Source organism: Bradyrhizobium sp. GW821-FHT12B03 (assembly GCF_058807535.1).
Genome location: NZ_JBXAQU010000024.1, coordinates 1 through 26,184, shown reverse-complemented (window position 1 = coordinate 26,184; position 26,184 = coordinate 1). Strand labels below are relative to the sequence as shown.

27 protein-coding genes and 1 pseudogene are annotated in these 26,184 nt (G+C 65.0%); 17 read left to right on the top strand and 11 right to left on the bottom strand.

The window, feature by feature from the left end; all coding sequences use genetic code 11:
- Positions 1-19: 19 nt before the first annotated feature.
- Positions 20-901: an HpcH/HpaI aldolase/citrate lyase family protein gene (locus tag AC1RUR_RS33205; RefSeq protein WP_492851951.1), complete on the bottom strand. Its 882-nt coding sequence runs from the start codon at positions 899-901 to the stop codon at positions 20-22.
- A 111-nt stretch (positions 902-1,012) separates the two neighbouring features.
- Here AC1RUR_RS33205 and AC1RUR_RS33200 point away from each other — a divergent pair, with 111 nt between their 5' ends.
- Positions 1,013-1,651 (top strand): carbonic anhydrase, encoded by a 639-nt coding sequence (locus AC1RUR_RS33200; protein ID WP_492851949.1) that lies wholly within the window; start codon positions 1,013-1,015, stop codon positions 1,649-1,651.
- Positions 1,652-1,712: 61 nt separating this feature from the next.
- Here AC1RUR_RS33200 and AC1RUR_RS33195 read toward each other — a convergent pair whose 3' ends face one another.
- Positions 1,713-2,747 carry an aspartate-semialdehyde dehydrogenase gene (locus tag AC1RUR_RS33195; protein WP_492851947.1) on the bottom strand — a complete coding sequence of 345 codons (1,035 nt, stop codon included), beginning with the start codon at positions 2,745-2,747 and terminating at the stop codon, positions 1,713-1,715.
- 116 nt (positions 2,748-2,863) lie between these two features.
- Between AC1RUR_RS33195 and AC1RUR_RS33190 the strand changes: the two genes are divergently transcribed.
- The gene (locus AC1RUR_RS33190) at positions 2,864-3,643 is read left to right on the top strand and encodes a hypothetical protein (RefSeq protein ID WP_492851945.1); all 780 of its coding nucleotides are present in this window, start codon (positions 2,864-2,866) and stop codon (positions 3,641-3,643) included.
- Between the two features lie 169 nt (positions 3,644-3,812).
- Complete coding sequence (locus AC1RUR_RS33185) at positions 3,813-4,211, top strand: hypothetical protein (protein ID WP_492851943.1); 399 nt, start codon at positions 3,813-3,815, stop codon at positions 4,209-4,211.
- A gap of 141 nt (positions 4,212-4,352) precedes the next feature.
- On the opposite strand, the gene AC1RUR_RS33180 is transcribed toward AC1RUR_RS33185, so the two are convergent.
- Both AC1RUR_RS33180 and leuB read right to left on the bottom strand, forming a co-directional pair.
- Positions 4,353-4,991, bottom strand: coding sequence for a DapH/DapD/GlmU-related protein (locus tag AC1RUR_RS33180; protein ID WP_492851941.1), 639 nt, complete (start codon positions 4,989-4,991; stop codon positions 4,353-4,355).
- A 117-nt stretch (positions 4,992-5,108) separates the two neighbouring features.
- Positions 5,109-6,221, bottom strand: coding sequence for a 3-isopropylmalate dehydrogenase (leuB, locus tag AC1RUR_RS33175; RefSeq protein ID WP_492851939.1), 1,113 nt, complete (start codon positions 6,219-6,221; stop codon positions 5,109-5,111).
- A 134-nt stretch (positions 6,222-6,355) separates the two neighbouring features.
- Here leuB and AC1RUR_RS33170 point away from each other — a divergent pair, with 134 nt between their 5' ends.
- Positions 6,356-7,558 (top strand): YbfB/YjiJ family MFS transporter, encoded by a 1,203-nt coding sequence (locus tag AC1RUR_RS33170; RefSeq protein ID WP_492851937.1) that lies wholly within the window; start codon positions 6,356-6,358, stop codon positions 7,556-7,558.
- A gap of 39 nt (positions 7,559-7,597) precedes the next feature.
- Here AC1RUR_RS33170 and AC1RUR_RS33165 read toward each other — a convergent pair whose 3' ends face one another.
- The 5 genes from AC1RUR_RS33165 to AC1RUR_RS33145 form a co-directional block, all read right to left on the bottom strand.
- A complete protein-coding gene (locus AC1RUR_RS33165) occupies positions 7,598-7,966 on the bottom strand; it encodes a hypothetical protein (protein WP_492851935.1) in 369 nt (122 codons plus the stop codon).
- Positions 7,967-8,177: 211 nt separating this feature from the next.
- Positions 8,178-8,960, bottom strand: a complete 783-nt coding sequence (locus AC1RUR_RS33160) for a molybdopterin-binding protein (RefSeq protein WP_492851933.1) — start codon at positions 8,958-8,960, stop codon at positions 8,178-8,180.
- A 14-nt stretch (positions 8,961-8,974) separates the two neighbouring features.
- Positions 8,975-9,604, bottom strand: a complete 630-nt coding sequence (locus AC1RUR_RS33155) for a cytochrome b/b6 domain-containing protein (protein ID WP_492851931.1) — start codon at positions 9,602-9,604, stop codon at positions 8,975-8,977.
- Between the two features lie 192 nt (positions 9,605-9,796).
- Positions 9,797-10,351: a fasciclin domain-containing protein gene (locus AC1RUR_RS33150; protein WP_492851929.1), complete on the bottom strand. Its 555-nt coding sequence runs from the start codon at positions 10,349-10,351 to the stop codon at positions 9,797-9,799.
- A 331-nt stretch (positions 10,352-10,682) separates the two neighbouring features.
- Positions 10,683-11,444, bottom strand: coding sequence for an SDR family oxidoreductase (locus AC1RUR_RS33145; protein ID WP_492851927.1), 762 nt, complete (start codon positions 11,442-11,444; stop codon positions 10,683-10,685).
- A 114-nt stretch (positions 11,445-11,558) separates the two neighbouring features.
- Between AC1RUR_RS33145 and AC1RUR_RS33140 the strand changes: the two genes are divergently transcribed.
- Positions 11,559-13,088, top strand: coding sequence for a malonate--CoA ligase (locus tag AC1RUR_RS33140; protein ID WP_492851925.1), 1,530 nt, complete (start codon positions 11,559-11,561; stop codon positions 13,086-13,088).
- 119 nt (positions 13,089-13,207) lie between these two features.
- Here AC1RUR_RS33140 and AC1RUR_RS33135 read toward each other — a convergent pair whose 3' ends face one another.
- Together AC1RUR_RS33135 and AC1RUR_RS33130 are read right to left on the bottom strand one after the other, a co-directional pair.
- Positions 13,208-14,065, bottom strand: a complete 858-nt coding sequence (locus AC1RUR_RS33135; RefSeq protein WP_492851923.1) for a sulfite exporter TauE/SafE family protein — start codon at positions 14,063-14,065, stop codon at positions 13,208-13,210.
- Positions 14,062-14,322: a hypothetical protein gene (locus AC1RUR_RS33130; protein ID WP_492851921.1), complete on the bottom strand. Its 261-nt coding sequence runs from the start codon at positions 14,320-14,322 to the stop codon at positions 14,062-14,064. Before AC1RUR_RS33130 ends, AC1RUR_RS33135 begins: the two co-directional genes overlap by 4 nt.
- A 105-nt stretch (positions 14,323-14,427) precedes the next feature.
- On the opposite strand from AC1RUR_RS33130, the gene AC1RUR_RS33125 reads away from it, so the two are divergent.
- The 12 genes and pseudogenes from AC1RUR_RS33125 to AC1RUR_RS33070 all read left to right on the top strand — a co-directional run.
- Complete coding sequence (locus AC1RUR_RS33125) at positions 14,428-15,333, top strand: LysR family transcriptional regulator (protein WP_492851919.1); 906 nt, start codon at positions 14,428-14,430, stop codon at positions 15,331-15,333.
- Between the two features lie 418 nt (positions 15,334-15,751).
- Positions 15,752-16,150 carry a succinate dehydrogenase, cytochrome b556 subunit gene (gene sdhC / locus AC1RUR_RS33120; protein ID WP_492851917.1) on the top strand — a complete coding sequence of 133 codons (399 nt, stop codon included), beginning with the start codon at positions 15,752-15,754 and terminating at the stop codon, positions 16,148-16,150.
- Positions 16,147-16,551: a succinate dehydrogenase, hydrophobic membrane anchor protein gene (sdhD, locus tag AC1RUR_RS33115; protein WP_492851915.1), complete on the top strand. Its 405-nt coding sequence runs from the start codon at positions 16,147-16,149 to the stop codon at positions 16,549-16,551. Before sdhC ends, sdhD begins: the two co-directional genes overlap by 4 nt.
- 3 nt (positions 16,552-16,554) lie before the next feature.
- Complete coding sequence (sdhA, locus tag AC1RUR_RS33110) at positions 16,555-18,390, top strand: succinate dehydrogenase flavoprotein subunit (protein ID WP_492851913.1); 1,836 nt, start codon at positions 16,555-16,557, stop codon at positions 18,388-18,390.
- A 24-nt stretch (positions 18,391-18,414) separates the two neighbouring features.
- A complete protein-coding gene (locus AC1RUR_RS33105; RefSeq protein WP_426612609.1) occupies positions 18,415-19,197 on the top strand; it encodes a succinate dehydrogenase iron-sulfur subunit in 783 nt (260 codons plus the stop codon).
- Between the two features lie 191 nt (positions 19,198-19,388).
- Positions 19,389-21,542 carry a hybrid sensor histidine kinase/response regulator gene (locus tag AC1RUR_RS33100; protein WP_492851911.1) on the top strand — a complete coding sequence of 718 codons (2,154 nt, stop codon included), beginning with the start codon at positions 19,389-19,391 and terminating at the stop codon, positions 21,540-21,542.
- A 52-nt stretch (positions 21,543-21,594) separates the two neighbouring features.
- Positions 21,595-23,541 carry an ABC transporter ATP-binding protein/permease gene (locus AC1RUR_RS33095; protein ID WP_492851909.1) on the top strand — a complete coding sequence of 649 codons (1,947 nt, stop codon included), beginning with the start codon at positions 21,595-21,597 and terminating at the stop codon, positions 23,539-23,541.
- Between the two features lie 164 nt (positions 23,542-23,705).
- Complete coding sequence (locus AC1RUR_RS33090; protein ID WP_492851907.1) at positions 23,706-24,530, top strand: FkbM family methyltransferase; 825 nt, start codon at positions 23,706-23,708, stop codon at positions 24,528-24,530.
- Positions 24,531-24,552: 22 nt separating this feature from the next.
- Positions 24,553-24,939: a VOC family protein gene (locus tag AC1RUR_RS33085; RefSeq protein ID WP_492851905.1), complete on the top strand. Its 387-nt coding sequence runs from the start codon at positions 24,553-24,555 to the stop codon at positions 24,937-24,939.
- 72 nt (positions 24,940-25,011) lie between these two features.
- Positions 25,012-25,497, top strand: a complete 486-nt coding sequence (locus AC1RUR_RS33080) for a pyridoxamine 5'-phosphate oxidase family protein (RefSeq protein ID WP_492851903.1) — start codon at positions 25,012-25,014, stop codon at positions 25,495-25,497.
- Positions 25,497-25,739, top strand: a complete 243-nt coding sequence (locus AC1RUR_RS33075; RefSeq protein WP_492851901.1) for a hypothetical protein — start codon at positions 25,497-25,499, stop codon at positions 25,737-25,739. The genes AC1RUR_RS33080 and AC1RUR_RS33075 overlap by 1 nt, the downstream gene beginning before the upstream one ends.
- Positions 25,740-25,942: 203 nt before the next feature.
- A pseudogene (locus AC1RUR_RS33070) lies at positions 25,943-26,184 on the top strand (OmpA family protein); the annotation flags it as partial.

The following is a 26,184-nucleotide window of genomic DNA, read 5'->3' as shown; positions in this document are numbered from 1 at the left end:
CGCTTTTCCGGCGACGCAACTAGCCCTTGCTCATCACGGCGATCGCGTCCGCGATCTCGATCGTTCGGCGCGCCATGTCGGCGTGCAGGCGCTCGACCATCGCGCCATCCAGACGGATCGCGCCGCGCGAGGCGTTCTCCGGCAATTCGAACGCCGCGATGATCTTTCGCGCCCGCGCGATGTCCTCTTCGGGCGGCGTGAAGATCGCGTTGCAGGCCTCGATCTGCGAGGGATGGATCAGCGTCTTGCCGTCGAAGCCGAGGTCGCGGCCCTGCGCGCATTCGGTGGCGAAGCCGTCGGAATTGTTGATGTCGCTGTAGGGGCCGTCGAGGATTTCGAGGCCATGGGCGCGCGTCGCCAGGATGCAATGGGTGATCATCGGGATCATCGCGGCGCGGCCCGGCAGCATTTTGATTCGCGTCTCGCGCGAAATGTCGTTCGGGCCGAACACGAAACCGGAGAGGCGCGTCTTGGGATCGCGCCCGGCCGCGGCCAGCTCCTCGGCATGCAGCACGGCGCGCGCGGTCTCGATCATGGCCCAGACCTTCACGGTCGGCGCGGCGCCGAGCTCGGCAAGGCGGCGGCCGATCGTGTCGAGATCTTCGACGCTTGAAACTTTTGGAACCAGAATGCCGTCAGGCGAGGCCTTGGCCGCCATCGCGACGTCATCCGCCCACCAAGGCGTGTCGAGACCGTTGGTCCGGATCAGGATCTCGCGCTTGCCGAACCCCTTGGCCGCGATCGCGGCGGCGATGCCGTCGCGTGCCGCCGCCTTGGCGTCAGGAGCAACCGAGTCTTCCAGATCGAGGATCAGGCCGTCGGCGGCCAGGTTCCGCGCCTTTTCCAGCGCGCGGGGGTTGGAGCCGGGCATGAACAGATGGCTGCGGCGCGGGCGGGTCATGCGAATGGTCCTTCCGGTTTCCTCGTCACTCTTCTGATCGAAGCCGATAGCATCTGGCCTGCCTATTCGAAAGGCTTGTTCGCCCCTGCGGTCTATGATTAGGCATAGGCCATGATCACATTCCCAGAGCATTTGCTGGAAGGCTACAGGGCCTTCGCCACCCAGCGGCTGCCGACCGAGCAGACCCGCTATCGCGAGCTGTCGGTGAAGGGGCAGTCGCCGGAAGTGATGGTGATCGGCTGCTGCGACAGCCGCGTCTCGCCCGAGGTGATCTTCGACGTCGGCCCGGGCGAATTGTTCGTCGTCCGCAACATCGCCAATCTGGTGCCGGTGTATCAGCCCGACGGCAACGCGCACGGCGTCTCGGCGGCGCTGGAATATGCGGTGAAGGTGCTGAAGGTGAAGCACATCGTGGTGCTCGGCCACGCGCAATGCGGCGGCATCCGCGCCTTCGTCGACAAGATCGAGCCGCTCACGCCCGGCGACTTCATCGGCAAATGGATGCAGATGTTCATCAAGCCGGGCGAGGTCGTCGAGCAGCGCGACCGCGAGACCATGGCGCAGTTCGTCGAGCGCATCGAGAAGGCCGCGGTGTTCCGCAGCCTGGAAAACCTGATGACCTTCCCGTTCGTGCAGAAGGCCGTCGATGCCGGCCAGATGCAGACCCACGGCGCCTATTTCGGCGTCGCCGAGGGGTCGCTGTTCGTGCTGGACAAGGTCGCGAAGGAATTCCGGAACGCGCGCGAGTAGCGAATGGCGAGTAGCGAATGGAAATCCCCATTCGCCATTCGCTACTCCCCATTCGCCCGTCTTACGCCGCCTTCTTCTTCGCGCTGATCAGCTTGCGGTTGATCAGCACTTCCGCGATCTGGATCGCGTTCAGCGCCGCGCCCTTGCGCAGATTGTCGGACACGCACCACAGCACGAGACCGTTCTCCACCGTGGCGTCCTCGCGGATGCGGCTGATATAGGTCGCGTCCTCGCCGGCCGCCTCATACGGCGTGGCGTAGCCGCCGGGCTCGTGCTTGTCGATGACCAGGCAACCCGGCGCCGTGCGCAGGATGTTGCGCGCTTCGTCGGCGCTGATCGGATTCTCGAACTCGATGTTGACGGCCTCGGAGTGGCCGACGAAAACAGGCACGCGCACGCAGGTCGCGGAGAGCTTGATCTTGGGATCAAGAATCTTCTTGGTCTCCATCATCATCTTCCACTCTTCCTTGGTGTAGCCGTCCTCCATGAAGACGTCGATCTGGGGAATGATGTTGAAGGCGATGCGCGCGGGAAACTTCTTATTGACGATCTCGCTGTTGGTGTAGACGGCCTTGGTCTGCGAGAACAATTCATCCATCGCGTCCTTGCCGGCGCCCGACACCGATTGATAGGTCGAGACCACGACGCGCTTGATGGTCGCCTTGTCGTGCAGCGGCTTCAGCGCGACCACGAGCTGCGCGGTCGAGCAGTTCGGGTTGGCGATGATGTTCTTCGTCTTGAAGCCCGCGGTCGCATCCGCGTTCACCTCCGGCACGATCAGCGGCACGTCCGGATCCATGCGCCAGGCCGAGGAATTGTCGATCACGACCGTGCCGGCGGCGCCGATCTTCGGCGACCATTCCTTCGACACCTCGCCGCCCGCCGACATCAGGCAGATGTCGACGTCGGAGAAGTCGTAATGCTCGAGCGCCTTGCACTTCAGGGTGCGGTCGCCATAGGAGACCTCGACGCCGACGCTGCGGCGCGAGGCCAGGGCCACGACCTCGTCCGCGGGGAATTTGCGCTCGTCGAGGATGTTGAGCATTTCCCGTCCGACATTGCCGGTCGCGCCGACCACTGCGACTTTGTAACCCATCGTTCACTCTCCGATGAAAAAGCCCGTTCCCGAAGCTGACGCTTAAACAGGAAGAGCAGCGCTTCTATGCGAGAACCGGCCTCAAGACAACGTTGGACCATGCCTGAAGGCCGTGGATGCAGTCGCCTGAGGCCAGCACGGCCGTTAGCCCCACCCAGATCCATCTGGCGCTCGCAGCTTTCGCCGACGAGGTGGTCGGCACGCTGGCACGCCTGTTCGCCTATGTGGGGGCGCTGGTGCTGTTTGCCATGCTTGGCCTTGCGGGCCTGGACCAGCTGCCTGACATGCGCGACGACGAGCCCACGGAGAAGCCGGGTTGGAGCGTGGCCGACCGCTCGCATCCGGCCTTCGCCATCAGCCGGCTCGATTCATCAGAGAAAACAGCCTCTTATACCGTCCTTCGGCATCCCGAAGGTGGCCGCCGGGACGTGATGCGCTGGACGGGCGAGGCGGACAGGCCCGTGGCCGAGCTCGAAATCTACCGGGAAGGCGGCGAATTCGACGTGACGCGCCCTGCCATGGCCGATCTGGCCGTCCAGATGGGCCTGGGAGCGGCCACCCCGCTCGAGCAGGCCGGCCTGATCGACACCAAATTCGGCCCGGTCGCCCTGTTCCGGCCGACCGGCTCGGCGCAGGCGTGCCTCGGCTATCTCAAGCGCAGCGAGGAGCCGGCGCTGCAGATCTCCGGCTTCTCCTGCCAGGGCGATACGCTGCCCGCCCGGCGCGCTGCGATCGCCTGCACGCTGAACCGGCTGACGCTGCTCACCTCGGGCAACGAGCCGAAGCTGGCGGAATTGTTCGCCCGCGCCGAGCTCAAGCGCAGGGGTTGCGCCGCTCAGGGCTCGCCGGACTGGCTGCTGGGCGCCGCGAACGCGCAATTGCGCGGGGCGCTTTGACTTACATCAAGCGCCTGCATCAAGCTCAAGTGGCTGGTATTGATGCAACTTTTGCCGGCGCGCACGATTATTCCGAGCTGGTGTGACCCAATTGACCTAGTTGCGGCCACCCCGGCCGGGCTAGTATGGGCCGAAATCGACTGGCGGCTTGCCGCCTGAAGGGGACGTGATGAGCTCGAAATTTTCTGCCGCGAACAAATTGGCGACGTTGCTTGCGGCGGGCGCCGTGGTTGCGATGGCCTCTGCCATTGGTTTGGCGACGCCGGCCTCGGCCGACACCAAGACCAAGCAGCGCTATGACGATCGCGGCCGGCCGGTTTACGGCCCGGGCGGTCCCAACGCGGTCTATCAGCAGGGACGCACCCGCATCTATGTGAGCAAGCGCTCCTGGCTCGACGGCGGCACCGAGGTCAATCCGGGCGACCGCAAGTTCACCGACTATGCCTTCCCGCCGGCCGTCGGCTATCCGACCTTCGCCCGCGAAAACCTCAACCGCCCGATCGATCGCCAGCCGCTCGCCACGCCGGCCGATGTCGGTGGCTATCCGCAGAATTTCCCGCTGTACTGAGCGGCGCAACGCCCCGAATCAAAATGGCCGGGCTCACGCTCGGCCATTTTTGTTTTTGCGAGGTGCGGTAGGGTGGGCAAAGGCGCGAAGCGCCGTGCCCACCATCTCTTCATGGTCGCAAAAGGTGCGTGGGCACCCACCTCACGGATTGGCTGCCGGGTCGTAGCGCCTGCAAAACTCTTCGATCGCCTCGGAGCGGAAATCGCCGAGGCGCGCGAAGATGACCTCGTCGGGCCAATTCCACCAGGCGATGCGGCGCAGGCTGTCTGCGACCGAATCGTCAAAGCGCTTGCGGATGGGACGCGCGGGAACGCCGCCGACGATCGTGTAGGGCTCGACATCGCGGCTGACGACCGCGCCTGCGGCGATCACCGCACCATCGCCGACCGTAACGCCCGGCAGCAGGATGGCGGCGTGGCCGATCCAGACATCATTGCCGACGATGACGCGGTCGCCGCGGCGATCCGCGAAGAAGTCGCGGTCGCGCGTTGCCGTCGCTTCGTAATATTCGGGGACATAGGTGAAGCGATGCTGCGACGGCCGGCCCATCGGATGATTGGGCGCGCCGATGCGGACCGAGTTGGCGATGGCGGCAAATTTTCCGATCACCGCGTCGGCGACATCGCAGTTCTCACCGAGATAGGAATAATCGCCGAGCGAGGCATATTCGATGCGCGTATGGCTGAGGATTTCGCAGCGCCGCCCGATCTGCGCCTCGCGCAGGCGCACCGTTTCATGGACGATAGTTTCCGCGATCTTGGGGCGGGGCGCAGTGTCCATGAGGTGGCTTCCTTGGGGCCGTAGCCCGGATGGAGCGAAGTGCAATCCGGGAAGGTCTATCCGCAGGGCGAGAATCCCGGATTTCGCTTCGCTCCATCCGGGCTACGACTCCCGCGCTTACGCGTGCAGCTTCTGCAATTCCTTCAAAATCGCTTCGCCCATCTGCGTGGTCGAGGCGGCTGTCGTGCCTTCCGACTTGATGTCGGCGGTGCGCAGGCCGCTGGCGAGCACGGCGGCGATCGCCGCATCGACCTTGTCGGCGAGATCGCCCATGTCGAAGGAGTAGCGCAGTGCCATGCCGAACGACGAGATCATCGCGATCGGATTGGCGAGGCCCTTGCCGGCGATGTCGGGCGCCGAGCCGTGCACCGGCTCGTACAGCGCCTTGCGCTTCTTGCTCTTGACGTCGACCTCGCCGAGCGAAGCCGAGGGCAGCATGCCGAGCGAGCCGGTCAGCATCGCCGCGATGTCGGAGAGCATGTCGCCGAACAGATTGTCGGTGACGATGACGTCGAACTGCTTCGGCCATTTCACCAGCATCATGCCGCCGGAATCGGCGAGCTGATGCTCGAGCGTGACGTCGGGGTATTCGCGCTTGTGGACCTGGGTCATGACCTCGTTCCAGAGCACGCCCGACTTCATGACGTTGCGCTTCTCCATCGACGTCACCTTGTTCTTGCGCTTCCGGGCAAGCTCGAAGGCGACGCGGCCGATGCGCTCGATCTCATAGGTGTCGTAGACCTGGGTATCGATGGCGCGCTTCTGGCCGTTGCCGAGATCGGTGATGGTCTTGGGCTCGCCGAAATAGACGCCGCCGGTGAGCTCGCGCACGATCATGATGTCGAGACCCTCGACCGCCTCGCGCTTCAGGCTCGAGGCATCCGCCAGCGCCGGATAGCACACCGCCGGACGCAGGTTCGCGAACAAAGCGAGATCCTTGCGCAGGCGCAGCAGGCCGGCTTCGGGGCGCACCTCGTAAGGAACGGCATCCCACTTGGGACCACCGACCGCGCCGAAGATGATGGCGTCGGCGGCCAGCGCCTTGGCCATGTCGCCCTCGGAGATCGACACCTTGTGCGCGTCATAGGCGGAGCCGCCGACGAGGCCGCTGTCGGTCTCGAATTTGGCGATCCCGGCCGAATTGAGCCAGTCGATCAGCCGCTTCACCTCGCCCATCACCTCGGGGCCGATACCGTCGCCGGGGAGCAGCAGCAATTTGTGGGTCGCCATGGTCGTTTCCTCTGAGATCGAATTTCGGCCGGAGTGCTAGAGCGGCGTTGCGCGCTTGGCAAGACACCATTGCCGCGCCGCGGCTGTGCAAGGCGGGCGGGGCCTGCCACACTGCGGATGCCGGAGTACCCCTGTTGCACGCCCCTGACAGCCCCCCGCCCGACGCGCACCCCGCGCGGCTGATCCTGATCCTGTCGCTGGCCGCGACGGTCGGGCTCGGCATCGGTCGCTTCGCCTATGCGCTGGTGCTGCCCGACATGCGGGAGGACCTCGGCTGGTCCTACTCGGCGGCCGGTTTCATGAACACCATCAACGCCGTCGGCTACCTCGTGGGGGCGCTTGTGGCCTCCCGGCTGATCCAGCGCGTCGGCTGGTCAGCGGCGATCCGCGGCGGAACCCTGGTTTGTCTGGCCGCGCTCGCCACTTGCGCGCTGACTGGCAATTTTTTCGCGCTCAGCGCGGCACGGCTGGTGCTGGGCATCGGCGCCGCGGTCGCCTTCGTTGCCGGCGGCGCCCTGGCCGCGACCATCGCGCAGTCATATCCCGAGCGGGCCAATTTCCTGCTGAGCCTGTTCTATGCCGGCCCCGGTGTCGGCATCCTCGCCTCGGGACTGATCGCGCCGTTCACGCTGCAATGGTTCGGCCCAGGCTCATGGTGGATCGTGTGGTGGGCGCTGACGCTGCTCTCCGTCGCGATGGCGGTGCCGCTCTTCCTGGTCCGCATCGAGAGCAGGGCACGCTTCAGCGAAGCCAGCCACGCCCCCTTCGCGATTCCGCCCGTGCTGATCTATCTGGCGGCCTACTTCCTGTTCGGTGCGGGCTACATCGCCTACATGACCTTCATGATCGCCTATGTGCGTGACGGCGGCGGAGATGCAACGGCCCAGGCTGCGTTCTGGGGCCTGATCGGCCTCAGCGCCTTCGTCACACCCTGGGTCTGGCGGCGCGTGCTCGCGCTCGACCGCGGCGGTCTCGCCACCGCCATCATCCTCGGCACCAACGCAATCGGCGCCGGCCTGCCGATGCTCGGACACTCGACGGCGTGGCTTGCGACCTCGGCGGTGGTGTTCGGCGTCGCCTTCTTCGCCGTGGTCAACTCCACCACCGCCTTCGTCCGCTTCAACTATCCGCCGGAGGTCTGGCCGACCGCGATCGCGGCGATGACGATCTCGTTCGGCGTCGGCCAGACGCTGGGACCGATCGTGGTCGGCGCCATCACGGATGCGCTGGGGAGCTTGAGTTACGCACTGAATGTATCGGCGGCGCTGTTGGCGCTGGGGGCAGTCGCGGCGCTATGCCAGCGGAAGGTGGGGCCGGCCAAGCAATCGGTGCCGTAGGGTGAGCAAAGGCGCGTAGCGCCGTGCCCACCATGACCATCACCGCTGAAACATGACGAGAACTGCCCATATCGCCAGCTGGACGAAGAAACCCAGGGAGAACAGGCCGAGGAAGCCGGCGAACATCCATAGTCCGGCGCCGCGTCTCGTGCGCCACAGATAGTAAGGAAGGTATGGCGGCCAGAATATCCCAAGGAGAAAGCCATAGTCGAACGGTCGTTCGACCTGTGGGTGATCTCGTTGGTCCACCGCGATCCACATGATGAGCAAGAGCGCCCACAGGGCATCTGCAAAAGTAGCGGTGACGGGCCTCGCGTAGACACCGCGCCAGAAGAAAAGGCCGTCGACCAACGCGGACATCGCCGAAACGCAGATCAGCGAAGCTACCAGCCATTTCTTGGTGTTCATTCTGATCGCTGGATTGCTCATGCGGCTGGCAGAATAGGGCCGCTGCAGCGATCATGTCCAGCAACGTGCTACCCTAGGGTGGGCAAAGGCGCGTAGCGCCGTGCCCACCAACTCTCTCGATCGCGAAAAATACGTGGGCACGCTTCCGCCTTCGCTCTTCGAGCTACGGCGGACAAGTCGCTTTGCCCACCCTACAGGAGCGGAGTTCGCTTCAGCTCCCGCTGAACGAATTATACCCCTGGTCTTCCCAATAGCCGCCCTTGTAGTCGTTGGTGACTTCCATCGAGACCACGTATTTCGGGTTCTTGAAGCCGAGTTTTGTCGGCACGCGGATCTTCATCGGAAAACCATAGGCGCGCGGCAGGATCTCACCGGCATATTTGAACGTCATCTGCGTCTGCGGATGCAGCGCGGTGCGCATGTCCAGCGGCGAGTTGTAGCCGTCCTTGTCGGCGCACTGGAACCAGACATATTTGGCGCGCGTGTCGGCACCGATCAGCTTGAGGAAATCGCGGAGCGGCGTGCCAGTCCAGCTGCCGATCGCGCTCCAGCCCTCGACGCAGATGTGGCGGGTGATCTGCGTGACCTGCGGCAAATGATAGAGCTCGTCCAGCGTCCAAGACTTCCTGTTGTCGACGAGGCCGCGCACCTCGAGCTTCCAGTCTGCGGCCGACACCTCGGGCGCGTCGTCGAGATCGTAATAGGCATTGAACGGAAACGGCTTGGTGATCGCGCTCTCGGAGAAGGTCGGCGCCAGCGCGTCGGGATTGAAGATGAAGGCTTGCACCGCGTCGTTGAACTTCGAGACCGTCTTCAGCATCTCCTCGGCGGAGGACGAATCGATCACGTCGCAGCCGGTGAGCAGCGTCAGCGCGCCGAGGCTGGCGCCGCCCGCGATGAAGCGGCGGCGGGTGACGTCAGGCATCGTCTTGATGGAGTCCTTGATCAGCAGCCGCTTGTCGACGCCGGGGATCAGGAATGAGCGCTTGGCCATGACAATTCTCCTAATCAGCGGCCAATGATCATCGCGCGCAGGCTCTTGGGCACCAGCAGCGCGAGCAGGACGTGAATGACGAGGAAGGCGCAGATTGCAGCCATGCAGAAGAAATGGACATAGCGCGCGGTCGGATAGTCGCCGAACAGCATGACCAGCCAATGCAGCTGCACCGGCTTCCACATCCCGAGGCCCGACAGCACGATCAGCACGCCCACCACGATGATGCCGGCATAGAGCACGCGCTGCACGTAATTGTAGACGGTGAGATCGTCATGGGCGAGCTTGAAGGTCAGGGCCGCCCTGACGTCGTGCAGCACGCCCGCCGGCGTGATCGGCAGCAGTTTTTTGCGGAAACGGCCGGTGGCGAAGCCGGTGACGAGATAGGCAAGGCCGTTGATCATCAACAGCCACATCGCCGCGAAGTGCCAGAGCAGGCCACCGCCGAGCCAGCCGCCAAGCGTGTAGTCGCGCGGAAAACTGAAGCCGAACAGCGGCGAGGCGTTGTAGATCTGCCAGCCCGACAGGATCATCAGGATCATGGCAAGGGCGTTGATCCAATGCATGACACGGACCCAGGCCGGCTGGATCACTTTGGCCGGGGTAGCCCTGACCTGCTCGTCGGTAACTGTGAGGCTCGCCATGATGGTTCCGTCCTTGGATCGTCCCTTGGATCGTCTGTCGGGAATTATACGCCGGGCATTCCGTTTTCGTTACGCCCCGCCGACGATCGAATCGATGCGGGCGGGCTATCGTGGTCACAATAAAGCGAGCCGGGTCTCCCCGGCTCGCCGTTTCGTCGCACCCTGTCGGGGATGAAACAGGACGCCGCGGTGTCAGGTCGCCGGCATCAGCACGGTGTCGACCACATGGATGACGCCGTTCGACTGGTTGACGTTGGTGATGGTCACCATCGAGGTGCCGCCCTTGGCGTCGACGATCCAGGTCTTGCCGTCCATCTTCTTCACCGTCAGCTCCTCGCCCTCGGCGGTCTTCAGCTTCTTGCCGTCGGTGAGGTCGGACGCCTCGAGCTTGCCGGGCACGACATGGTAGGTGAGGATCTTGGTCAGGGTCGCCTTGTTCTCGGGCTTGACCAGGGTATCGACGGTGCCGGCCGGCAGCTTGCCGAAGGCGGCGTTGGTCGGCGCGAACACCGTGAACGGGCCCTTGCTTTCCAGCGTCGGCACGAGGCCGGCCGCCTTCACCGCCGCCACGAGCGTGGTGTGGTCCTTGGAGTTGACGGCGTTCTGGACGATGTTTTTCGAGGGGAACATCGCGGCGCCGCCGACCATGACGGTCTTCTCCTCGGCGCGAACGGGCGCGACGACGGTCGCGGTGATGGCGAGGGCGCTGAAGGCGGCGGCAGCGAGATAGGCAATACGCTTCGACATGGAGAGTCTCCCGATTGGATTGTGACCGGCAAGGCCGGCGCTTGAGTTGCGGCAACAACGGCAGCTGCGGCGGTTTGACGTGAAGCAGCAGCGCGTCGTTGGACCGAACTACGGGACGGTCTGCGATGCGGTTTCGGGGAAAAATTCTTTGTGATGCGTGAAACTATAGGGCGGCGTGGCCGTGCATGAGCGCGCGCCAGGCAAACGGTGCCGTAGGGTGGGCAAAGCGCAGCGTGCCCACCAAACGCAAATGGAGAGAGATGGTGGGCACGGCGCTTCGCGCCTTTGCCCACCCTACGGCAGTGTGCTCGTTGCAGCAGTTGCGCCCGGGCTAATCCCTGTTATGCGGCGTCTGAATGAATCCGCGATTATGCGTCGGGCTGATCAAGAGCTCGTTGATGCAGACCCGCGCCGGCATCGACGCGATGAACGCGATGGTGCGGCCCAGATCTTCGGATTGCAGCATCTTCGCCTGCTCCTCTTCGCTCGGCACCACCGGGCGCAGCTTCAGGATCGGCGTCGCCACCTCGCCCGGCATCAGGCAGCAGGCGCGCAGGCCGTTGACGCATTCGTCCATGTTGAAGGAATGAGTCAGCGCCAGCACCGCATGCTTGGTGGTGGTGTAGGCCGGGCCAGGCATCTTCGAAACGTGGCGGCCGGCCCAGGACGAGACGTTGATGATCGCGCCGTCCTGCTGCTTGCGCATCGTCGGCAGCACCGCGCGCATGCAATAGAGCACGCCGTTGAGATTGACCTGGACCAGCTTGTCCCAGCCATCCAGTTCCATGTCCTTCCAGCTGCGCTTGGGGACATTGATGCCGGCATTGTTCACGAGCAGGTCGATCCGGCCATGCCTGGCGACGATCTGATCGGCCGCCTTCTGGGCCTCCGCGGCGTTGGACACATCCAGCGCGATGGCCTCGGCAGCGCCGCCCGCCCCGGTGATCTTCGCGACCACGGTATCCAGGGCTGACTGGCGCCGGCCCGAGACCACCACTGTCCAGCCGTCGGCAGCCAACGCCTCGGCGCCGGCCTCCCCGATCCCGCTGCCGCCGCCCGTGACCCAGGCCACGCGTTTCCCGTTTTTTGACATGCAAACTGTCTCCGTTGCTTCATTGGGGCGGTTTTTGCTAATCCAGCCCCCGGTTTTGACCGGCCTTGTCTGACGAGCCTTGTCTGACGAGCCTTGCGGTCGAGGAAATCTTGCATGAACCAAGCTGCCAACGCCAATTTGTTTTCCCGCCTGTTCGACGGCCTGGACGATCCCAAACGCCTCGCAATCGAGACGCAGGACGGCGCCCATATCAGCTATGGGGACCTGATCGCACGGGCCGGGCAAATGGCGAATTTGCTGGTCGCGCGCGGCGTGAAGCCGGGCGACCGTGTCGCGGTGCAGGTGGAGAAATCCGTTGCCAATATCGTGCTCTACCTCGCCACGGTGCGGGCCGGCGCGGTCTATCTGCCCCTCAACACCGCCTATACGCTGAACGAGCTCGACTACTTCATCGGCGATGCCGAGCCGTCGCTGGTGGTCTGCGATCCCTCCAAGGCGGAAGGGCTCAGCGCCATCGCCGCCAAGGTGAAGGCCAGGGTCGAGACGCTCGGACCCGACGGCAAGGGTTCGCTGACGGACGCGGCCGAGAAGGCGAGCCACGAATTCGCGACCGTCTCTCGCGCAAACGACGATCTCGCCGCGATCCTCTACACGTCGGGCACCACCGGCCGCTCCAAGGGCGCGATGCTCACGCACGACAATCTCGCGTCGAACTCGCTCTCGCTGGTCGGCTACTGGCGCTTCACCGACAAGGACGTGCTGATCCACGCGCTGCCGATCTATCATACGCACGGCCTGTTCGTGGCGACCAACGTGACGCTGTTTTCGCGGGCGGCGATGATCTTCCTGCCGAAGCTCGATCCTGATCTCATCATCAAGCTGATGGCACGCGCCACCGTGCTGATGGGCGTGCCGACGTTCTACACGCGCCTGCTCCAGAACTCCGCGCTGTCGCGCGAGACCACAAAGCACATGCGGCTGTTCATCTCCGGCTCCGCGCCGCTGCTGGCCGAGACCCATCGTGAATGGTCGGCGCGCACGGGCCACGCGGTGCTCGAGCGCTACGGCATGACCGAGACGAACATGAACACGTCGAACCCGTATGACGGCGAGCGCGTGCCCGGCGCGGTCGGGTTTCCCCTCCCCGGCGTCTCCGTGCGCGTCACCGAGCCAGAGACCGGCAAGGAGCTGCCGCGCGAGGAAATCGGCATGATCGAGGTGAAGGGCCCGAACGTATTCAAAGGCTACTGGCGGATGCCGGAGAAGACCAAGGCGGAATTCCGCCCCGACGGCTTCTTCATCACCGGCGACCTCGGCAAGATCGACGACAAGGGCTACGTCCACATCCTCGGCCGCGGCAAGGACCTCGTCATCTCCGGCGGCTTCAACGTCTACCCCAAGGAAATCGAGAGCGAGATCGACGCCATGCCCGGCGTGGTCGAGTCCGCCGTGATCGGCGTACCGCATGCCGATTTCGGCGAAGGCGTCACGGCTGTGCTCGTCTGCAACAAGGGCGCTGAGGTGAATGAAGCCGCGGTGCTGAAGGCGCTCGACGGACGACTGGCCAAATTCAAAATGCCCAAGCGGGTCTTCGTCGTCGACGAGCTGCCGCGCAATACGATGGGGAAGGTCCAGAAGAACGTGCTGCGGGATACGTACAAGGATATTTACGCGAAGAAATAGGCGCGTCGTGCTCTCTCCTCGTCATTGCGAGGAGCCCTTGCGACGAAGCAAGCCAGACTGCCGCCGCAGAACGATTCTGGATTGCTTCGCTGCGCTCGCAATGACGGAGTTTGCGGCGCTTACTGCCCGCTCACCAAACTCATCACAAATCGGCTGCCAACAATAAACAGATAGCAGCCGAACGCGACCTCCAGCGTGCGTTTCGACATCGCGTGCGCAGCTCTCACGCCGAGCGGCGCCGTTACGAGGCTCATCGGCATCACCAGCACGGCACCGATCAGCGAGACGTAGCCGAGCGCGAACGGGACTTGCAGCGCTGCCACCGCCGGATAGGTCGCCGCCGCGGGCCAGCCGGCATAGATGTAGCCGAGCGCGCCCGGGATCGAGATCAGCACCGCCAGCGCTGACGAGGTCGCGACCGCCTGATGGATGGGACGGCCGTAGAACGTCATCAGTAGGTTCGAGAACAGGCCGCCGCCGATGCCCATCAGCGTCGACAAAATGCCGACGCAGAAGCCGTAGATCCGCATCACGGGCCCTTTCGGCAGGTCGTCGCCGAGCTTCCAGCCTTCACGCGCGAAGATCAGCCGCACCGCCGCTGACCAGGCGACGCAGACGAACACGATCTTGAACAGCCGCTCCGGCGCATAGCGCGCGACGACGCTCCCCGAGACGACGCCGATCACGATCGGCAGCCACCAGACGCGCAGGATCGCCATGTCGACGGCGCCGCGCTTGTAATGCGCCTGGAACGAACGGATCGAGGTCGGGATGATCACCGCGAGCGAGGTGCCGATGCAAAGCGGCATGCGCACGTCAAGCGGCACGCCGGCGATGCGGAAGCATTCGTAGAACACCGGCACGAGGATTGCGCCGCCGCCGATCCCGAACACGCCAGCCAGAAATCCCGAGAGCGCGCCGGTTGCGATCAGCAATAGCGCGAGCTCGACGACGTCAGAAACCTCGAGACCACTCATTCGCGGCGATCCGTCGGCAGCGCATGCGCGATGCAGAGGGCCGCAGCAGCGGCGAGGACGGGTGCGGCGAAGATCAGAAGCAGGCCGGCAAATCCCGGACCGTGCCGGCCATACGCACCAAGCGCGGCGAGACCGTCGATCACGACGCCGATCAGGGAGAAGGCGAGCAACGGAAGCAGATTATCCGAGGCGACGCACTCCAGATTGCGCGCGGCCCGACGCTGGCTGATCGACGTCAGGCTGACATGTGTCGGCATGGGAAATCCCGGACTGCTTGGCTCTTCGCTAACGTAGACCCTTGCGATTATTGGCGCTATCTCTCTCGAAAGGCAGACTGTCTTGCTGAAAACGGAAGGATGGCCATGGACCAGCTCGCGGCGATGGCGACCTTTGTCCGGGCTGTCGAGACCGGCAGCCTGTCCGCGGCGGCGCGATCATTGCCGAGCTCGCTGACGGCGGTGAGCCGGCAGATTTCGGCGCTCGAGCAGCATTTCGGCACACGCCTGCTGGTGCGGACGACGCGGCAGCTGGCGCTCACGGACGACGGCCGCATGTTCTACGAGCGCGCCAAGTCGATCCTCGGCGAGGTCAAGGAGATCGAGGAGACGCTGACGGGAGGCCGGCGCGAGCCGTCGGGACGCCTGCGCGTGAGTGCGCCGACATTGATGGGGCGCCTTCTGATCGCACCATTGCTGGGCGACTTTCTGCGCGCCTGTCCCGCGCTGTCTGTCGATCTGCTGCTGGTCGATCGCAACGTCAACCTGATCGAGGAGGACATTCATCTGGCGCTTCGCGTCGGGCGCATGCCCGATTCGCAGCTCATGACGCGGAAACTCGCGGAGGTGCAGATGATTCATTGCGCCTCGCCTGGCTACCTCGTACGGCGCGGCGAGCCGCAGAGCCCGTCCGATCTCGCACAGCATGATTGCCTGGTCTTTTCCGATTCGCCCGGGGCGGCGACCTGGCGCTTCGGCCGCGACGCGAAGGACGGATCGCGAATCCGGATAGCGGGACGGCTCTGGGTCAACAGCCTCGACGCGCTCGCCGCCGCCGCAGAGAACGGCGCCGGCATCGTCCGGGTGCCGTCATGGCAGGTGGAAAGGCAGCTTGCCGAGGGGCGCTTGCGTCGTCTGTTGCGTGAGCATGAACCTGCTCCGGCCCCGCTCCATGCGCTCTATCAGCCGTCACGCCAGGGGTCGGCGAAGATTCGCGCGTTCATCGATTTCCTGGTCGAGCGGTGGCGTGGGAGCGATCCCCTCGGGCGGTGATCCTGCGTCGGGGTGGGATGCAGGCTGCGCATATCCGCCCGTCACGCGAAAAATCGGTGCGCATCGCGGAAATTGGGAATTGGCTCGGCGGCCATTCGTGCCGGCTTGGGCCTCATGAACTGACTGGTTCGAACTCTGACTGACCAGTGGCGGCTTAGAGCCGTTCCAATAGTAATTTCAATGCGCCTGCGCCGTCGCCGCAAAGGATGAATTTTGATTCTGCTTTTGGTCGGCACACCATTGCTCTGGTATACCAAGCTCCGGATTGGCCTTGTTACATCAACGCTCTAGAGCTGAACACCGGTTCGATTCATGGCGATTTGGTGATTGCGCAGGCCAAATCGACTCCGTAAATAGAGCCGACCTTTCGCGATCCCCGCGTGCCCCCTGCTGGGCCGCCATACAACATCAAAAGCCCATGACCGCACGGATCGAACGACCGCTTTCACCACACATGCAAGTCTACCGCTGGACGCTGACGATGGCGCTGTCCATCGTCCATCGCGCCACCGGTATCGCACTCTACGTCGGAACCCTGCTGCTGGTCTGGTGGCTGGTGGCAGCGGCGTCCGGTCCGGCCGCCTATGCCCATGTCCAGGCCTTCACCGGCAGCATCATCGGGCGCCTGATCGTGTTCGGCTACACCTGGGCGCTGATGCACCATATGCTGAGCGGCATCCGGCACTTCGTCTGGGACCTCGGCTACGGCTTCAAGGCCAACGAGCGCGAGGCCCTGACCTGGGGCGCAGCGATCGGCGGCATCGCGTTGACGGTGCTGATCTGGATCATCGCCTACGCGATCGGAGGTGGGAAATGAGCGCAGCCGATACGCCGAAGCGCAGCATGCGCACCCCGCTCGGCCGCGTCCGCAATCTCGGCGCCGCCCATTCCGGCACATCCGACTTCTGGCGCCAGCGCCTCACGGCGGTCGCGATGACATTGCTGATGATCCCGGTGATCGTGGTCATCATGATCCTGTTCGGCCGCAACCAGGCCTTCGCGGCGCAGACCATCGGCTCGCTGCCGATCGCCATCATCATGCTGCTCTTCATCATCGCCAGCACCTGGCACATGAAGATCGGCATGCAGGTCGTGATCGAGGACTACATCCACAACGAGAAGCTGAAGCTCATCTCGATCATGCTCAACAATTTCTTCTCGGTCGCCGTCGCGCTCGCCTCGACCTACGCGATCGTGAAGCTTTCCTCCGGAGTGTAACCCATGGCCGCTGAGACGAATGGCAAGGGCAACGGCGCTCCCGCCACCAACGGAAAAGCCTACCCCATCGAAGACCACACCTATGACGTCGTCGTGGTCGGCGCCGGCGGCGCGGGCCTGCGCGCCGTGGTCGGCTGCAGCGAGGCGGGCCTGCGCACCGCCTGCATCACCAAGGTGTTTCCGACCCGCTCGCACACGGTTGCGGCCCAGGGCGGCATCTCCGCCTCGCTCGGCAACATGCACAAGGACGACTGGCGCTGGCACATGTACGACACCGTGAAGGGGTCGGACTGGCTCGGCGACCAGGACGCGATCGAATACATGGTGCGCAACGCGCCCGACGCGGTCTACGAGCTCGAGCATTGGGGCGTGCCGTTCTCGCGCACCGAGGACGGCAAGATCTACCAGCGCCCGTTCGGCGGCATGACCATGGACTACGGCAAAGGCCAGGCGCAGCGCACCTGCGCCGCCGCCGACCGCACCGGTCACGCCATGCTGCACACGATGTACGGCCAGTCGCTGCGCCACGCGGCCGAGTTCTTCATCGAGTTCTTCGCCATCGACCTGATCATGGACGACCAGGGCACCTGCCGCGGCGTCATCGCGCTGAAGCTCGACGACGGCACGCTGCATCGCTTCCGGGCCCAGACCGTGATTCTGGCGACCGGCGGCTACGGCCGCGCCTATGCCTCCTGCACCTCGGCGCACACCTGCACCGGCGACGGCGGCGGCATGGTGCTGCGCGCCGGCCTGCCGATGCAGGACATGGAATTCGTGCAGTTCCACCCGACCGGCATCTACGGCTCGGGCTGTCTGGTCACCGAAGGCGCGCGCGGCGAAGGCGGCTATCTCGTCAACTCCGAGGGCGAGCGCTTCATGGAGCGTTATGCGCCGTCCGCCAAGGACCTCGCCTCGCGCGACGTCGTCTCGCGTGCGATGACCATCGAGATCCGCGAAGGCCGCGGCGTCGGCAAGAAGAAGGACCACATCTTCCTTCATCTCGACCATCTCGATCCCGCGGTGCTCGCCGAGCGCCTGCCGGGCATTTCCGAATCCGCAAAGATCTTCGCCAATGTCGACGTGACGCGCGAGCCGATCCCGATCGTGCCGACCGTGCACTACAACATGGGCGGCATCCCCACGAACTATCACGGCGAGGTGCTGACCAAGCGGGACGGCGACGACAACGCCATCATCCCCGGCCTGATGGCGATCGGCGAAGCCGCCTGCGTCTCCGTGCACGGCGCCAACCGCCTCGGCTCCAACTCGCTGATCGACCTCGTGGTGTTCGGCCGCGCCGCCGCGCTGCGGCTGGCCGAGAAGCTCACGCCCAATGCCAAGCAGCCCGAGCTGCCGGCGAACTCCGCGGAGCTCGCGCTCGGCCGTCTCGACCATTACCGCTACGCTTCCGGCGGCACGCCGACCGCGAAGCTGCGCGAAGGCATGCAGCACGTGATGCAGAACAACTGCGCGGTGTTCCGCACCGGCGACATCCTGAGCGAAGGCCAGAGCCTGATCGAGAAGGTCCACAGCGGCATCACCGACATCGCCGTGTCCGACCGCTCTCTGGTGTGGAATTCGGACCTCGTCGAGACGCTGGAGTTCGACAATCTGATCTCGCAGGCGGTGGTGACGATGAACTCGGCCGCCAACCGCACCGAGAGCCGCGGCGCCCACGCCCGCGAGGATTTTTCCGAGCGCGACGACAAGAACTGGATGAAGCACACGCTGGCCTGGCTGGACGATGCCGGCAAGGTCAAGATCGAGTATCGCCCGGTTCACGACTACACCATGACCAACGACGTGCAGTACATCCCGCCGAAAGCGCGCGTGTACTGAGCGAACAGCGAAAGCCTTATCGAAATGGTTGAATTCGCACTTCCGAAGAACTCCAAGATCACCGGCGGCAAGACCTGGCCGAAGCCTGCGGGCGCGACCGAGGTTCGCGAGTTTCGCGTCTATCGCTGGAATCCGGACGACGGCAAGAATCCGAGCGTCGACACCTATTACGTCGACACCCATGATTGCGGTCCGATGGTGCTGGACGGCCTGATCTGGATCAAGAACCACATCGACCCGTCGCTGACGTTCCGCCGCTCCTGCCGCGAGGGCGTCTGCGGCTCCTGCGCCATGAACATCGACGGCCAGAACACGCTGGCCTGCACCCGCTCGATGCACGACGTGAAGGACGGCGCGGTGAAGATCAACCCGCTGCCGCACCAGCCCGTCGTGAAGGACCTCGTCCCCGATCTGACCAATTTCTACGCGCAATATGCCTCCGTCGAGCCGTGGCTGAAGACGACCTCGCCGACGCCGCAGAAGGAATGGCGCCAGAGCCACGAGGACCGCGAGAAGCTCGACGGTCTCTACGAGTGCATCCTGTGCGCCTGCTGCTCGACCTCGTGCCCGAGCTATTGGTGGAACAGCGACCGCTATCTCGGCCCCGCAGCCCTGCTCCAGGCCAACCGCTGGGTGTCCGATTCGCGCGATGAAGCCACCGGCGAGCGCCTCGACAATCTCGAGGACCCGTTCCGGCTCTACCGCTGCCACACCATCATGAACTGCGCCAAGGCCTGCCCGAAGGGCCTCAACCCGGCCGAAGCCATCGCCGAGCTGAAGCTCAAGATGGTCGAGCGGCAGATCTAACCCTCATTCATGCTTCGATCCCCGGCCCGGGCGGCCGGGGCATGCTGGCGCCGCCGCCAATTTAAGTCGAATCTTTCGCCACCCCTCGCCGCGCGAGAATCTCGGGGAATACAACCACCGGTTCCCGCCATAAGCGGCTTCCTTCCCGGCGAGAAATTCAGTTAAGCTTCCGGTCAGGGACCGGAGCGACTGTGCAGGGCGCGCAACGCAATTCGCTGAGACTCTTGCAGTGGATGATGGCCGCATCCCTGGCGCTGCCGATTGCGCTGTTCGCGATCGCCGCCGCGATCTCCTACACGTCGACGCGGGATACCGCCGACAGGGAGATCGAGCGCACGCTCGACGTCGCACATGAGCACGCGCTCAAGGTGTTCGAGACGATCGACCGCAGTCTCTCCGAGCTCAACGAGGTCGTGCGCGGCCTCCCGGACGAGGCCATCCGCCCACGCGAGCCGACGCTGCATCGGCGCCTGAAGCGGCTGGCCGATTCGCTGCCGCAGCTCAAATCGGCCTGGATCTTCGATGCGGACGGCAAGGCGCTGGTCAACAGCCTCGCCTCGCCGCCGCCGGAGCTGAGCTTCGCAGACCGCGACTACTTCTACGCCCATGTCGACCAGACCATCAGCACCTTCATCGGCATGCCCCTGACGCCGCGGCCGCCCTACCAGGGCGCCCGCTTCTTCGGCGTGAGCCGCCGCCGCGACTCCGACGACGGCAGCTTCATCGGCGTGATCCAGGCCTCGGTCCTGCCGGAGTATTTCGAGAGTTTCTACGCCAGGATCGGCTCCGATCCCGGCAGCTTCTTCGCCATGGGTCGCACCGACGGCGTGGTGCTGGCGCATTTTCCGCGGCTCGACCGCGACCTCCGGCTCGATCCGGGCGGACCGGTCGGCCGCGAGATCGCCGCTCACCCCGCGCACGGGCTCATGACCATCGCCTGGCCGTCGGACGGGATCGAACGCCGCATCGGCTACCGGCGCGTCGCCGAATATCCGATCTATGTCAGCGCGGGCCTCGAGACCTCGGCGATCCGCGCGCGCTGGCTCGCCACCATGGGTCAGCATCTCGTGTTCGGCATTCCCGCGACCGCGCTGCTGTTTCTGCTGCTCGCATTCGCCTTCCGGCGCACCCAGCATCTTCAGGCCGAGGCCGCCAAGCGGCGCGAGGCCGAGGAGGCGCTCAAGCACAGCCAGCGCCTGGAAGCGCTGGGCCAGCTCACCGGCGGCGTCGCGCACGACTTCAACAATCTGCTGACCGTGATCCGCGCCTCCGTCGACCTGTTGAACCGGCCGCAACTGACGGAAGAGCGGCGACAGCGCTACATGACCGCGATCGCCGATGCGGTCGCGCGCGCCGCCAGGCTGACGTCGCAGCTGCTCGCCTTCGCGCGGCGCCAGACCCTGAAGCCGGAGGTGTTCGACGTCGGCGAGCGGATGCAGTCGCTGCACGACATGCTCGCCACGCTGCTGGGACCCGCGATCGAGATCGCGATGCGGCTGCCGGCGGAGCCGTGCCTGGTCAATGCCGATGCCAGCCAGTTCGAGACGGCGCTGATCAACATGGCCACCAATGCGCGCGACGCCATGCAGGGCAAGGGCCGGATCAGCTTCAAGGTCGAGGCGGCGACCACCGTTCCGGACACGCTGGCGCACGTCTCGGGCAGCCACATGCCTGTTAGCAATGGCTTCATCAGCGTCGTCGTCAGCGATACCGGAATCGGCATTCCCGCCGCGCGGCTCGGGCGTATCTTCGAGCCGTTCTTCACCACCAAGCAGGTCGGCCACGGCACGGGTCTTGGCCTTTCCCAGGTGTTCGGCTTCGCCCGGCAATCCGGCGGCGAGGTGACGGTCACGAGCGAAGTCGGCCAGGGCAGCACCTTCTCGCTCTATCTGCCGCGCGTGCCGGCGAACCTGCTGCCGCGGCAGCAGGCGCCGAACACCGCGCCGGCGGTGCTCGGCAGCGGCATGTCGGTGCTGGTGGTCGAGGACAATATCGAGCTCGCCAATTTCGCCGCCGATGGCCTCACCGAGCTCGGCTACAGCATCACCCTGGTCGACAATGCCGCCGACGCGCTCGCCGAACTGGTCGTGGATACGGATCGCTTCGACGTCGTGTTCTCGGACGTGGTCATGCCCGGCATGACCGGGCTCGAACTGGCGCGGGCGATCCGCGATCGCGGCATCGGCGTGCCGGTCGTGCTGACCACCGGCTACAGCGAGGCGCTGGCGCAGGAAGGCAGCCACGGTTTCGATCTCGTGCAGAAGCCCTATTCGATCGAGGAGCTCTCGCAGATCCTCCACAGAGCCGCGCGGCTGCGGCGGGTGCGCGATGGCGCGGCCGAATAGCCCGGTCACGGAACCGCAGGGAACCGACTGATTTCCCTTGCGTTGTCCGGCCATGCAGAAACCGGCCGGGAAGCGCGAACAGAACAAGAAGCCGCCCATCATCGAAATCGAGGGCGAGACGGGCGAGGAAGTGGCTCCGCCGCCGCCCGAGATGCTCGAACCCGATCCCGAGCTGTCAGCTGAGGAGGCCGAGCAGGCGCGCAAGGATTATCTGCTGACCCGCTTCTGGATCAGCGCGCGCGGCTTCTGGGGCCGCAAGGGCGACCGCCTTGCCTGGCCGTTCTCGATCGGCCTCGGCATGCTGATCGTCCTCACCATCGGCTTCCAGTACGGCATCAATGTCTGGAATCGCGCGATCTTCGACGCCATCGAGAAGCGCGATGCCGCGAGCGTGTTTCACCTCACCGCGGCGTTCTTTCCGCTCGCGATCGGCAGCATCGTGCTCGGCGTGGCGCAGGTGTTTGCGCGCATGGGCATCCAGCGGCGCTGGCGCGCCTGGCTGACGGCGAGCGTGCTGACGCGCTGGCTGAAGAACGGCCGCTACTACCAGCTCAACCTCGTCGGCGGCGACCACCAGAATCCGGAATACCGGATCGCGGAGGATCTGCGCGTCGCGACCGACTCGCCGGTCGATTTCCTCGCCGGCGTCACCTCGGCCCTGTTGTCGGCCGCAACCTTCATCGTCGTGCTCTGGACCATCGGCGGCGCGCTCACGATCGTGCTCGGCGGGGCGACCATCACCATTCCCGGCTTCCTCGTGATCGCCGCGATGCTCTACGCCGCGATTGCATCGAGCTCGATCCTGGTGATCGGCCGCCGCTTCGTGCAGGTCTCCGAAGACAAGAACCAGGCCGAAGCCGACTTCCGCTATACGCTGACGCGCGTGCGCGAGAACGGCGAGAGCATCGCGCTGCTCGGCGGCGAGGAGGAGGAGCGCGACGGCATCGACCGCAACTTCACCAAGGTGTTGCGGCAATGGGCGCGACTGGCCGGCCAGCACATGCGCACCACGCTGGTGTCGCAAGGGTCGAACCTCGTTGCGCCGGTCGTGCCGCTCTTGCTCTGCGCGCCGAAATTCCTCGACGGCAGCATGACGCTCGGACAGGTGATGCAGGCGGCCTCCGCCTTCACCATCGTGCAGAGCGCGTTCGGCTGGCTGGTCGACAATTATCCGCGGCTTGCCGACTGGAACGCCTGCGCGCGCCGCATCGCCTCGCTGATGATGTCGCTCGACGGCCTCGAGCGCGCCGAGCAGGGCGACGGCCTCGGCCGCATCAAGCGCGGCGAGACGCGCAACGATGCCATGCTGGAGCTGCAGGATCTCTCCGTCACGCTCGACGACGGCACCGCCGTGGTCGGCGAGACCGAGGTGGTGATCGAGCCCGGCGAGCGCCTGCTCGTGGCCGGCGAATCCGGCACCGGCAAGAGCACGCTGGTGCGCGCCATTGCGGGGCTATGGCCGTGGGGCGGCGGCAGCGTCAACTTCCATCCCGACCGGCGGCTGTTCATGCTGCCGCAGCGGCCCTATGTGCCCTCCGGATCCCTGCGCCGCGCGGTCGCCTATCCCGGCGCCGAAGAGGATTGGACGGTCGAGGAGATCGGGGAAGCCCTGCACAAGGTCGGCCTCGACCATCTCAAGGAGAAGATCGAAGAGGAAGGACCGTGGGACCAGACGCTGTCCGGCGGCGAGAAGCAGCGCCTCGCCTTCGCGCGGTTGCTGCTGCACAGCCCTGATATCGTCGTGCTCGACGAGGCGACCTCCGCGCTCGACGAGAAAAGCCAGGACAAGATGATGAAGATGGTCACCGACGCGCTGCCGAAGGCGACCATCGTCAGCGTCGCGCACCGCGTCGAGCTGGAAGCCTTCCACAGCCGCAAGATCGTGCTGGAGCGCCGCAAGGGCGGCGCAAAACTCGTCAGCGACATCGACCTGATCCCGCGCAAGGGCAGGCGAAGGCTGCTCGGGCGATTCCTGCGCCAGCGCAAGAAGGCGGCGTGACCTCGTAGCCCGGATGGAGCACAGCGTAATCCGGGGCGGTCTCGCCACTCGGATAGAACCCCGGATTTCGCTGCGCTCCATCCGGGCTACATTCTTTTCCCATAACGTTGGAGTCCCCGGCAAAACCGGCTATGCATGCGCCGCCTGCAACGAGGACCACCTGCTTGACGCCCGACAACGTTCCTTCGTCAGCGCCGTTCGGCGCGTTTACGCCGAATGCGGCGCAGGCCGCGATCATTCGCCTCGCGACACAGTCAGGGCTGAAGCGCGGCGCCTTCCGGCCCTGGCTGTCGCGGCTGGTCAATCTGCTCCGCGGCGGTCCGGTCGACGTGCAGTATCAGGGCGCCTCGTTCCGATTCTACCACCAGGGCAGCGCGACCGAGCGCGGCGCGTTGTTCAACCCCGACTACAATCTCGACGAACTCGACTTCCTGCGCCAGCACACGCCCGTGGGCGGCGTGTTCGTCGATGTCGGCGCCAATGTCGGGACCTTTGCCCTGGTGATGGCACGGCAGGTCGGCACCCAGGGCAAGGTGGTCGCGATCGAGCCACATCCGCTGACCTTCGGACGGCTCTCGTTCAACCATGCCGCATCGAAGGCGACACAGGTCCGCCTGGTGCAGGCCGCGGCGGGCGACAGCGACGGCGAACTGATGATCGAGAGCGGCGGCGGCAATCTCGGCGCCACCCACGTCGTCACCGGCACCGCCAGCGCTGCAGCCATCAAGGTCCCGTCGCTGCGGCTGACGCGCATTCTCGCCGAGGCCGGCGTCCGCCAAGTCGATGCACTCAAGATCGACGTCGAAGGCTTCGAGGACCGCGTGCTGATCGGCTTCTTCCGTGACGCGCCGCAAGCGTTGTGGCCGCGCGCGGTGGTGATCGAGCATTTGTCACAAAACGAATGGCAGCAGGATTGCATTGCCGACATGATCGCGCGCGGCTTTGCGATTGCACGCAAGACACGAAGCAATACATTCCTGTCCCGCTGACCGTGAGCAAGGGAGATTTGCAATGATCGATCATTTGGGTTTCTCCGTCTCCGACTATGAGCGCGCGAAGGCGTTCTATGCCAAGGCGCTGGCGCCGCTCGACTACAGCCTGGTCATGGAAGTGACGGCGGAGCAGACCGGTCACGCTCCGGCCGCAGGCTTCGGTGCCAACGGCAAGCCGGACCTCTGGTTCGGCGCCGAAGGCGCGATGAACAAGCCGGTGCACATCGCGATTCTCGCCAAGGACCGCGCCACGGTCGACGCCTTCTACAAGGCGGCGATGGCCGCCGGCGGCCGTGACAACGGCCCGCCCGGAATCCGCCCGCATTACCATGCGAATTACTACGGCGCGTTCGTGCTGGACCCCGATGGCCACAACATCGAGGCCGTCTGCCACGCGCCGGAATAGACTGGTTCCATCTTCCGACAGGAACATCGTTCCGCGGACGCCGTTATCGTTCCTTGCAAGAAGGAGCACGGTATGGCCAACGACAATACGCGCGACACCGATCGCGTCTGGGATCTGATGAAGAAGATCGGATTCGCGATGCTGATCACGCGCGATGGCGACAAGCTGCGCGCGCGGCCGATGAGCGCTTCTCTGGATCGTGGCGCGAACACGATCTATTTCCTCACCGACGCGCGGCGTCACAAGGATGAGGAGATCGAACGCAATCCGTCGATCAATCTGTCTTTCGCAGATGCCAGCAGCCAGAAGTATGTGTCGCTGACGGGCACCGCGGTGGTCTCCAACGACCGCGCCAAGATCAAGGAGTTGTTCTCGACGCCGGCGAAGGCATGGTGGAACAGCGCGGAAGATCCGAACATCCGCGTGCTTAAGATTACGCCTGACGACGCCGAATTCTGGGATTCGCCGGGAACGGTGATTTCCTATGTGAAGATGGCGGCCGCTGCGATGACGAATACGCGTCCTGATATCGGCGAAAACCGCAAGGTGTCGCTGTAATGCCGATCGAGCCGCCCGAGATTCCACCATCGACGCCCGGCACACCGACCGAGCCGCCGCCAGGAATTCCGCCGGGCAGTCCGCAGCCTGAAATCGCGCCGCCGGTACGCGAACCCGGCGAATCACCGCGGCCCGACGAATTGCCGGGCCGCATGCCTGAGGAGATTCCATCGCGCGGACCGAACGGGCCGCTCACACCGAATCCGGCGACGGATGCAATGCCGCCGCGAGATCATGGATGAGCCGAACCATCAACCATCATCAACCATCACATGTAAGGCGATTGCAACCAGCGTCTGAATGCGCAATGAACGTCGCCATACTGACGTGATTTGCATGCAGAAATAAATCGGGCCGCGTCCGCTTCGCCCGCCACAATCCGGCCTAACGCGTAGCCGTTCATCCCAACACTTCGTCAAAGAACCTTCCGGGGAAGTTGACCACCATGACCAACGTTCGTTTCGTGCTGCTTGCGAGCACGGCTCTCACCGCGATGCAATTGGCAAACGCCGCATCGCATGCGCAAAGCGCGCCGCCGCTCGTCGTCGCGCAGGCCCAGCCTCACGACACTGGCCCTGACGGAAAACCGAAGCAGCCGCCGAAGGGACCGCCCGCGGCTGCGCCGCCTGCGGCACCCGCGCGCCCGGCCGCACCGCCGCCCGCCGCTGCCCCGCCCCACCCGCCCGC

Bases quoted from the DNA above. Each gene is read 5' to 3' on its own strand.
- AC1RUR_RS33205 (WP_492851951.1), bottom strand. From the start codon at position 901: ATGACCCGCCCGCGCCGCAGCCATCTGTTCATGCCCGGCTCCAACCCC.
- AC1RUR_RS33200 (WP_492851949.1), top strand. From the start codon at position 1,013: ATGATCACATTCCCAGAGCATTTGCTGGAAGGCTACAGGGCCTTCGCC.
- AC1RUR_RS33195 (WP_492851947.1), bottom strand. From the start codon at position 2,747: ATGGGTTACAAAGTCGCAGTGGTCGGCGCGACCGGCAATGTCGGACGG.
- AC1RUR_RS33190 (WP_492851945.1), top strand. From the start codon at position 2,864: ATGCAGTCGCCTGAGGCCAGCACGGCCGTTAGCCCCACCCAGATCCAT.
- AC1RUR_RS33185 (WP_492851943.1), top strand. From the start codon at position 3,813: ATGAGCTCGAAATTTTCTGCCGCGAACAAATTGGCGACGTTGCTTGCG.
- AC1RUR_RS33180 (WP_492851941.1), bottom strand. From the start codon at position 4,991: ATGGACACTGCGCCCCGCCCCAAGATCGCGGAAACTATCGTCCATGAA.
- leuB (WP_492851939.1), bottom strand. From the start codon at position 6,221: ATGGCGACCCACAAATTGCTGCTGCTCCCCGGCGACGGTATCGGCCCC.
- AC1RUR_RS33165 (WP_492851935.1), bottom strand. From the start codon at position 7,966: ATGAACACCAAGAAATGGCTGGTAGCTTCGCTGATCTGCGTTTCGGCG.
- AC1RUR_RS33160 (WP_492851933.1), bottom strand. From the start codon at position 8,960: ATGGCCAAGCGCTCATTCCTGATCCCCGGCGTCGACAAGCGGCTGCTG.
- AC1RUR_RS33155 (WP_492851931.1), bottom strand. From the start codon at position 9,604: ATGGCGAGCCTCACAGTTACCGACGAGCAGGTCAGGGCTACCCCGGCC.
- AC1RUR_RS33150 (WP_492851929.1), bottom strand. From the start codon at position 10,351: ATGTCGAAGCGTATTGCCTATCTCGCTGCCGCCGCCTTCAGCGCCCTC.
- AC1RUR_RS33145 (WP_492851927.1), bottom strand. From the start codon at position 11,444: ATGTCAAAAAACGGGAAACGCGTGGCCTGGGTCACGGGCGGCGGCAGC.
- AC1RUR_RS33140 (WP_492851925.1), top strand. From the start codon at position 11,559: ATGAACCAAGCTGCCAACGCCAATTTGTTTTCCCGCCTGTTCGACGGC.
- AC1RUR_RS33135 (WP_492851923.1), bottom strand. From the start codon at position 14,065: ATGAGTGGTCTCGAGGTTTCTGACGTCGTCGAGCTCGCGCTATTGCTG.
- AC1RUR_RS33130 (WP_492851921.1), bottom strand. From the start codon at position 14,322: ATGCCGACACATGTCAGCCTGACGTCGATCAGCCAGCGTCGGGCCGCG.
- AC1RUR_RS33125 (WP_492851919.1), top strand. From the start codon at position 14,428: ATGGACCAGCTCGCGGCGATGGCGACCTTTGTCCGGGCTGTCGAGACC.
- sdhC (WP_492851917.1), top strand. From the start codon at position 15,752: ATGACCGCACGGATCGAACGACCGCTTTCACCACACATGCAAGTCTAC.
- sdhD (WP_492851915.1), top strand. From the start codon at position 16,147: ATGAGCGCAGCCGATACGCCGAAGCGCAGCATGCGCACCCCGCTCGGC.
- sdhA (WP_492851913.1), top strand. From the start codon at position 16,555: ATGGCCGCTGAGACGAATGGCAAGGGCAACGGCGCTCCCGCCACCAAC.
- AC1RUR_RS33105 (WP_426612609.1), top strand. From the start codon at position 18,415: ATGGTTGAATTCGCACTTCCGAAGAACTCCAAGATCACCGGCGGCAAG.
- AC1RUR_RS33095 (WP_492851909.1), top strand. From the start codon at position 21,595: ATGCAGAAACCGGCCGGGAAGCGCGAACAGAACAAGAAGCCGCCCATC.
- AC1RUR_RS33085 (WP_492851905.1), top strand. From the start codon at position 24,553: ATGATCGATCATTTGGGTTTCTCCGTCTCCGACTATGAGCGCGCGAAG.
- AC1RUR_RS33080 (WP_492851903.1), top strand. From the start codon at position 25,012: ATGGCCAACGACAATACGCGCGACACCGATCGCGTCTGGGATCTGATG.
- AC1RUR_RS33075 (WP_492851901.1), top strand. From the start codon at position 25,497: ATGCCGATCGAGCCGCCCGAGATTCCACCATCGACGCCCGGCACACCG.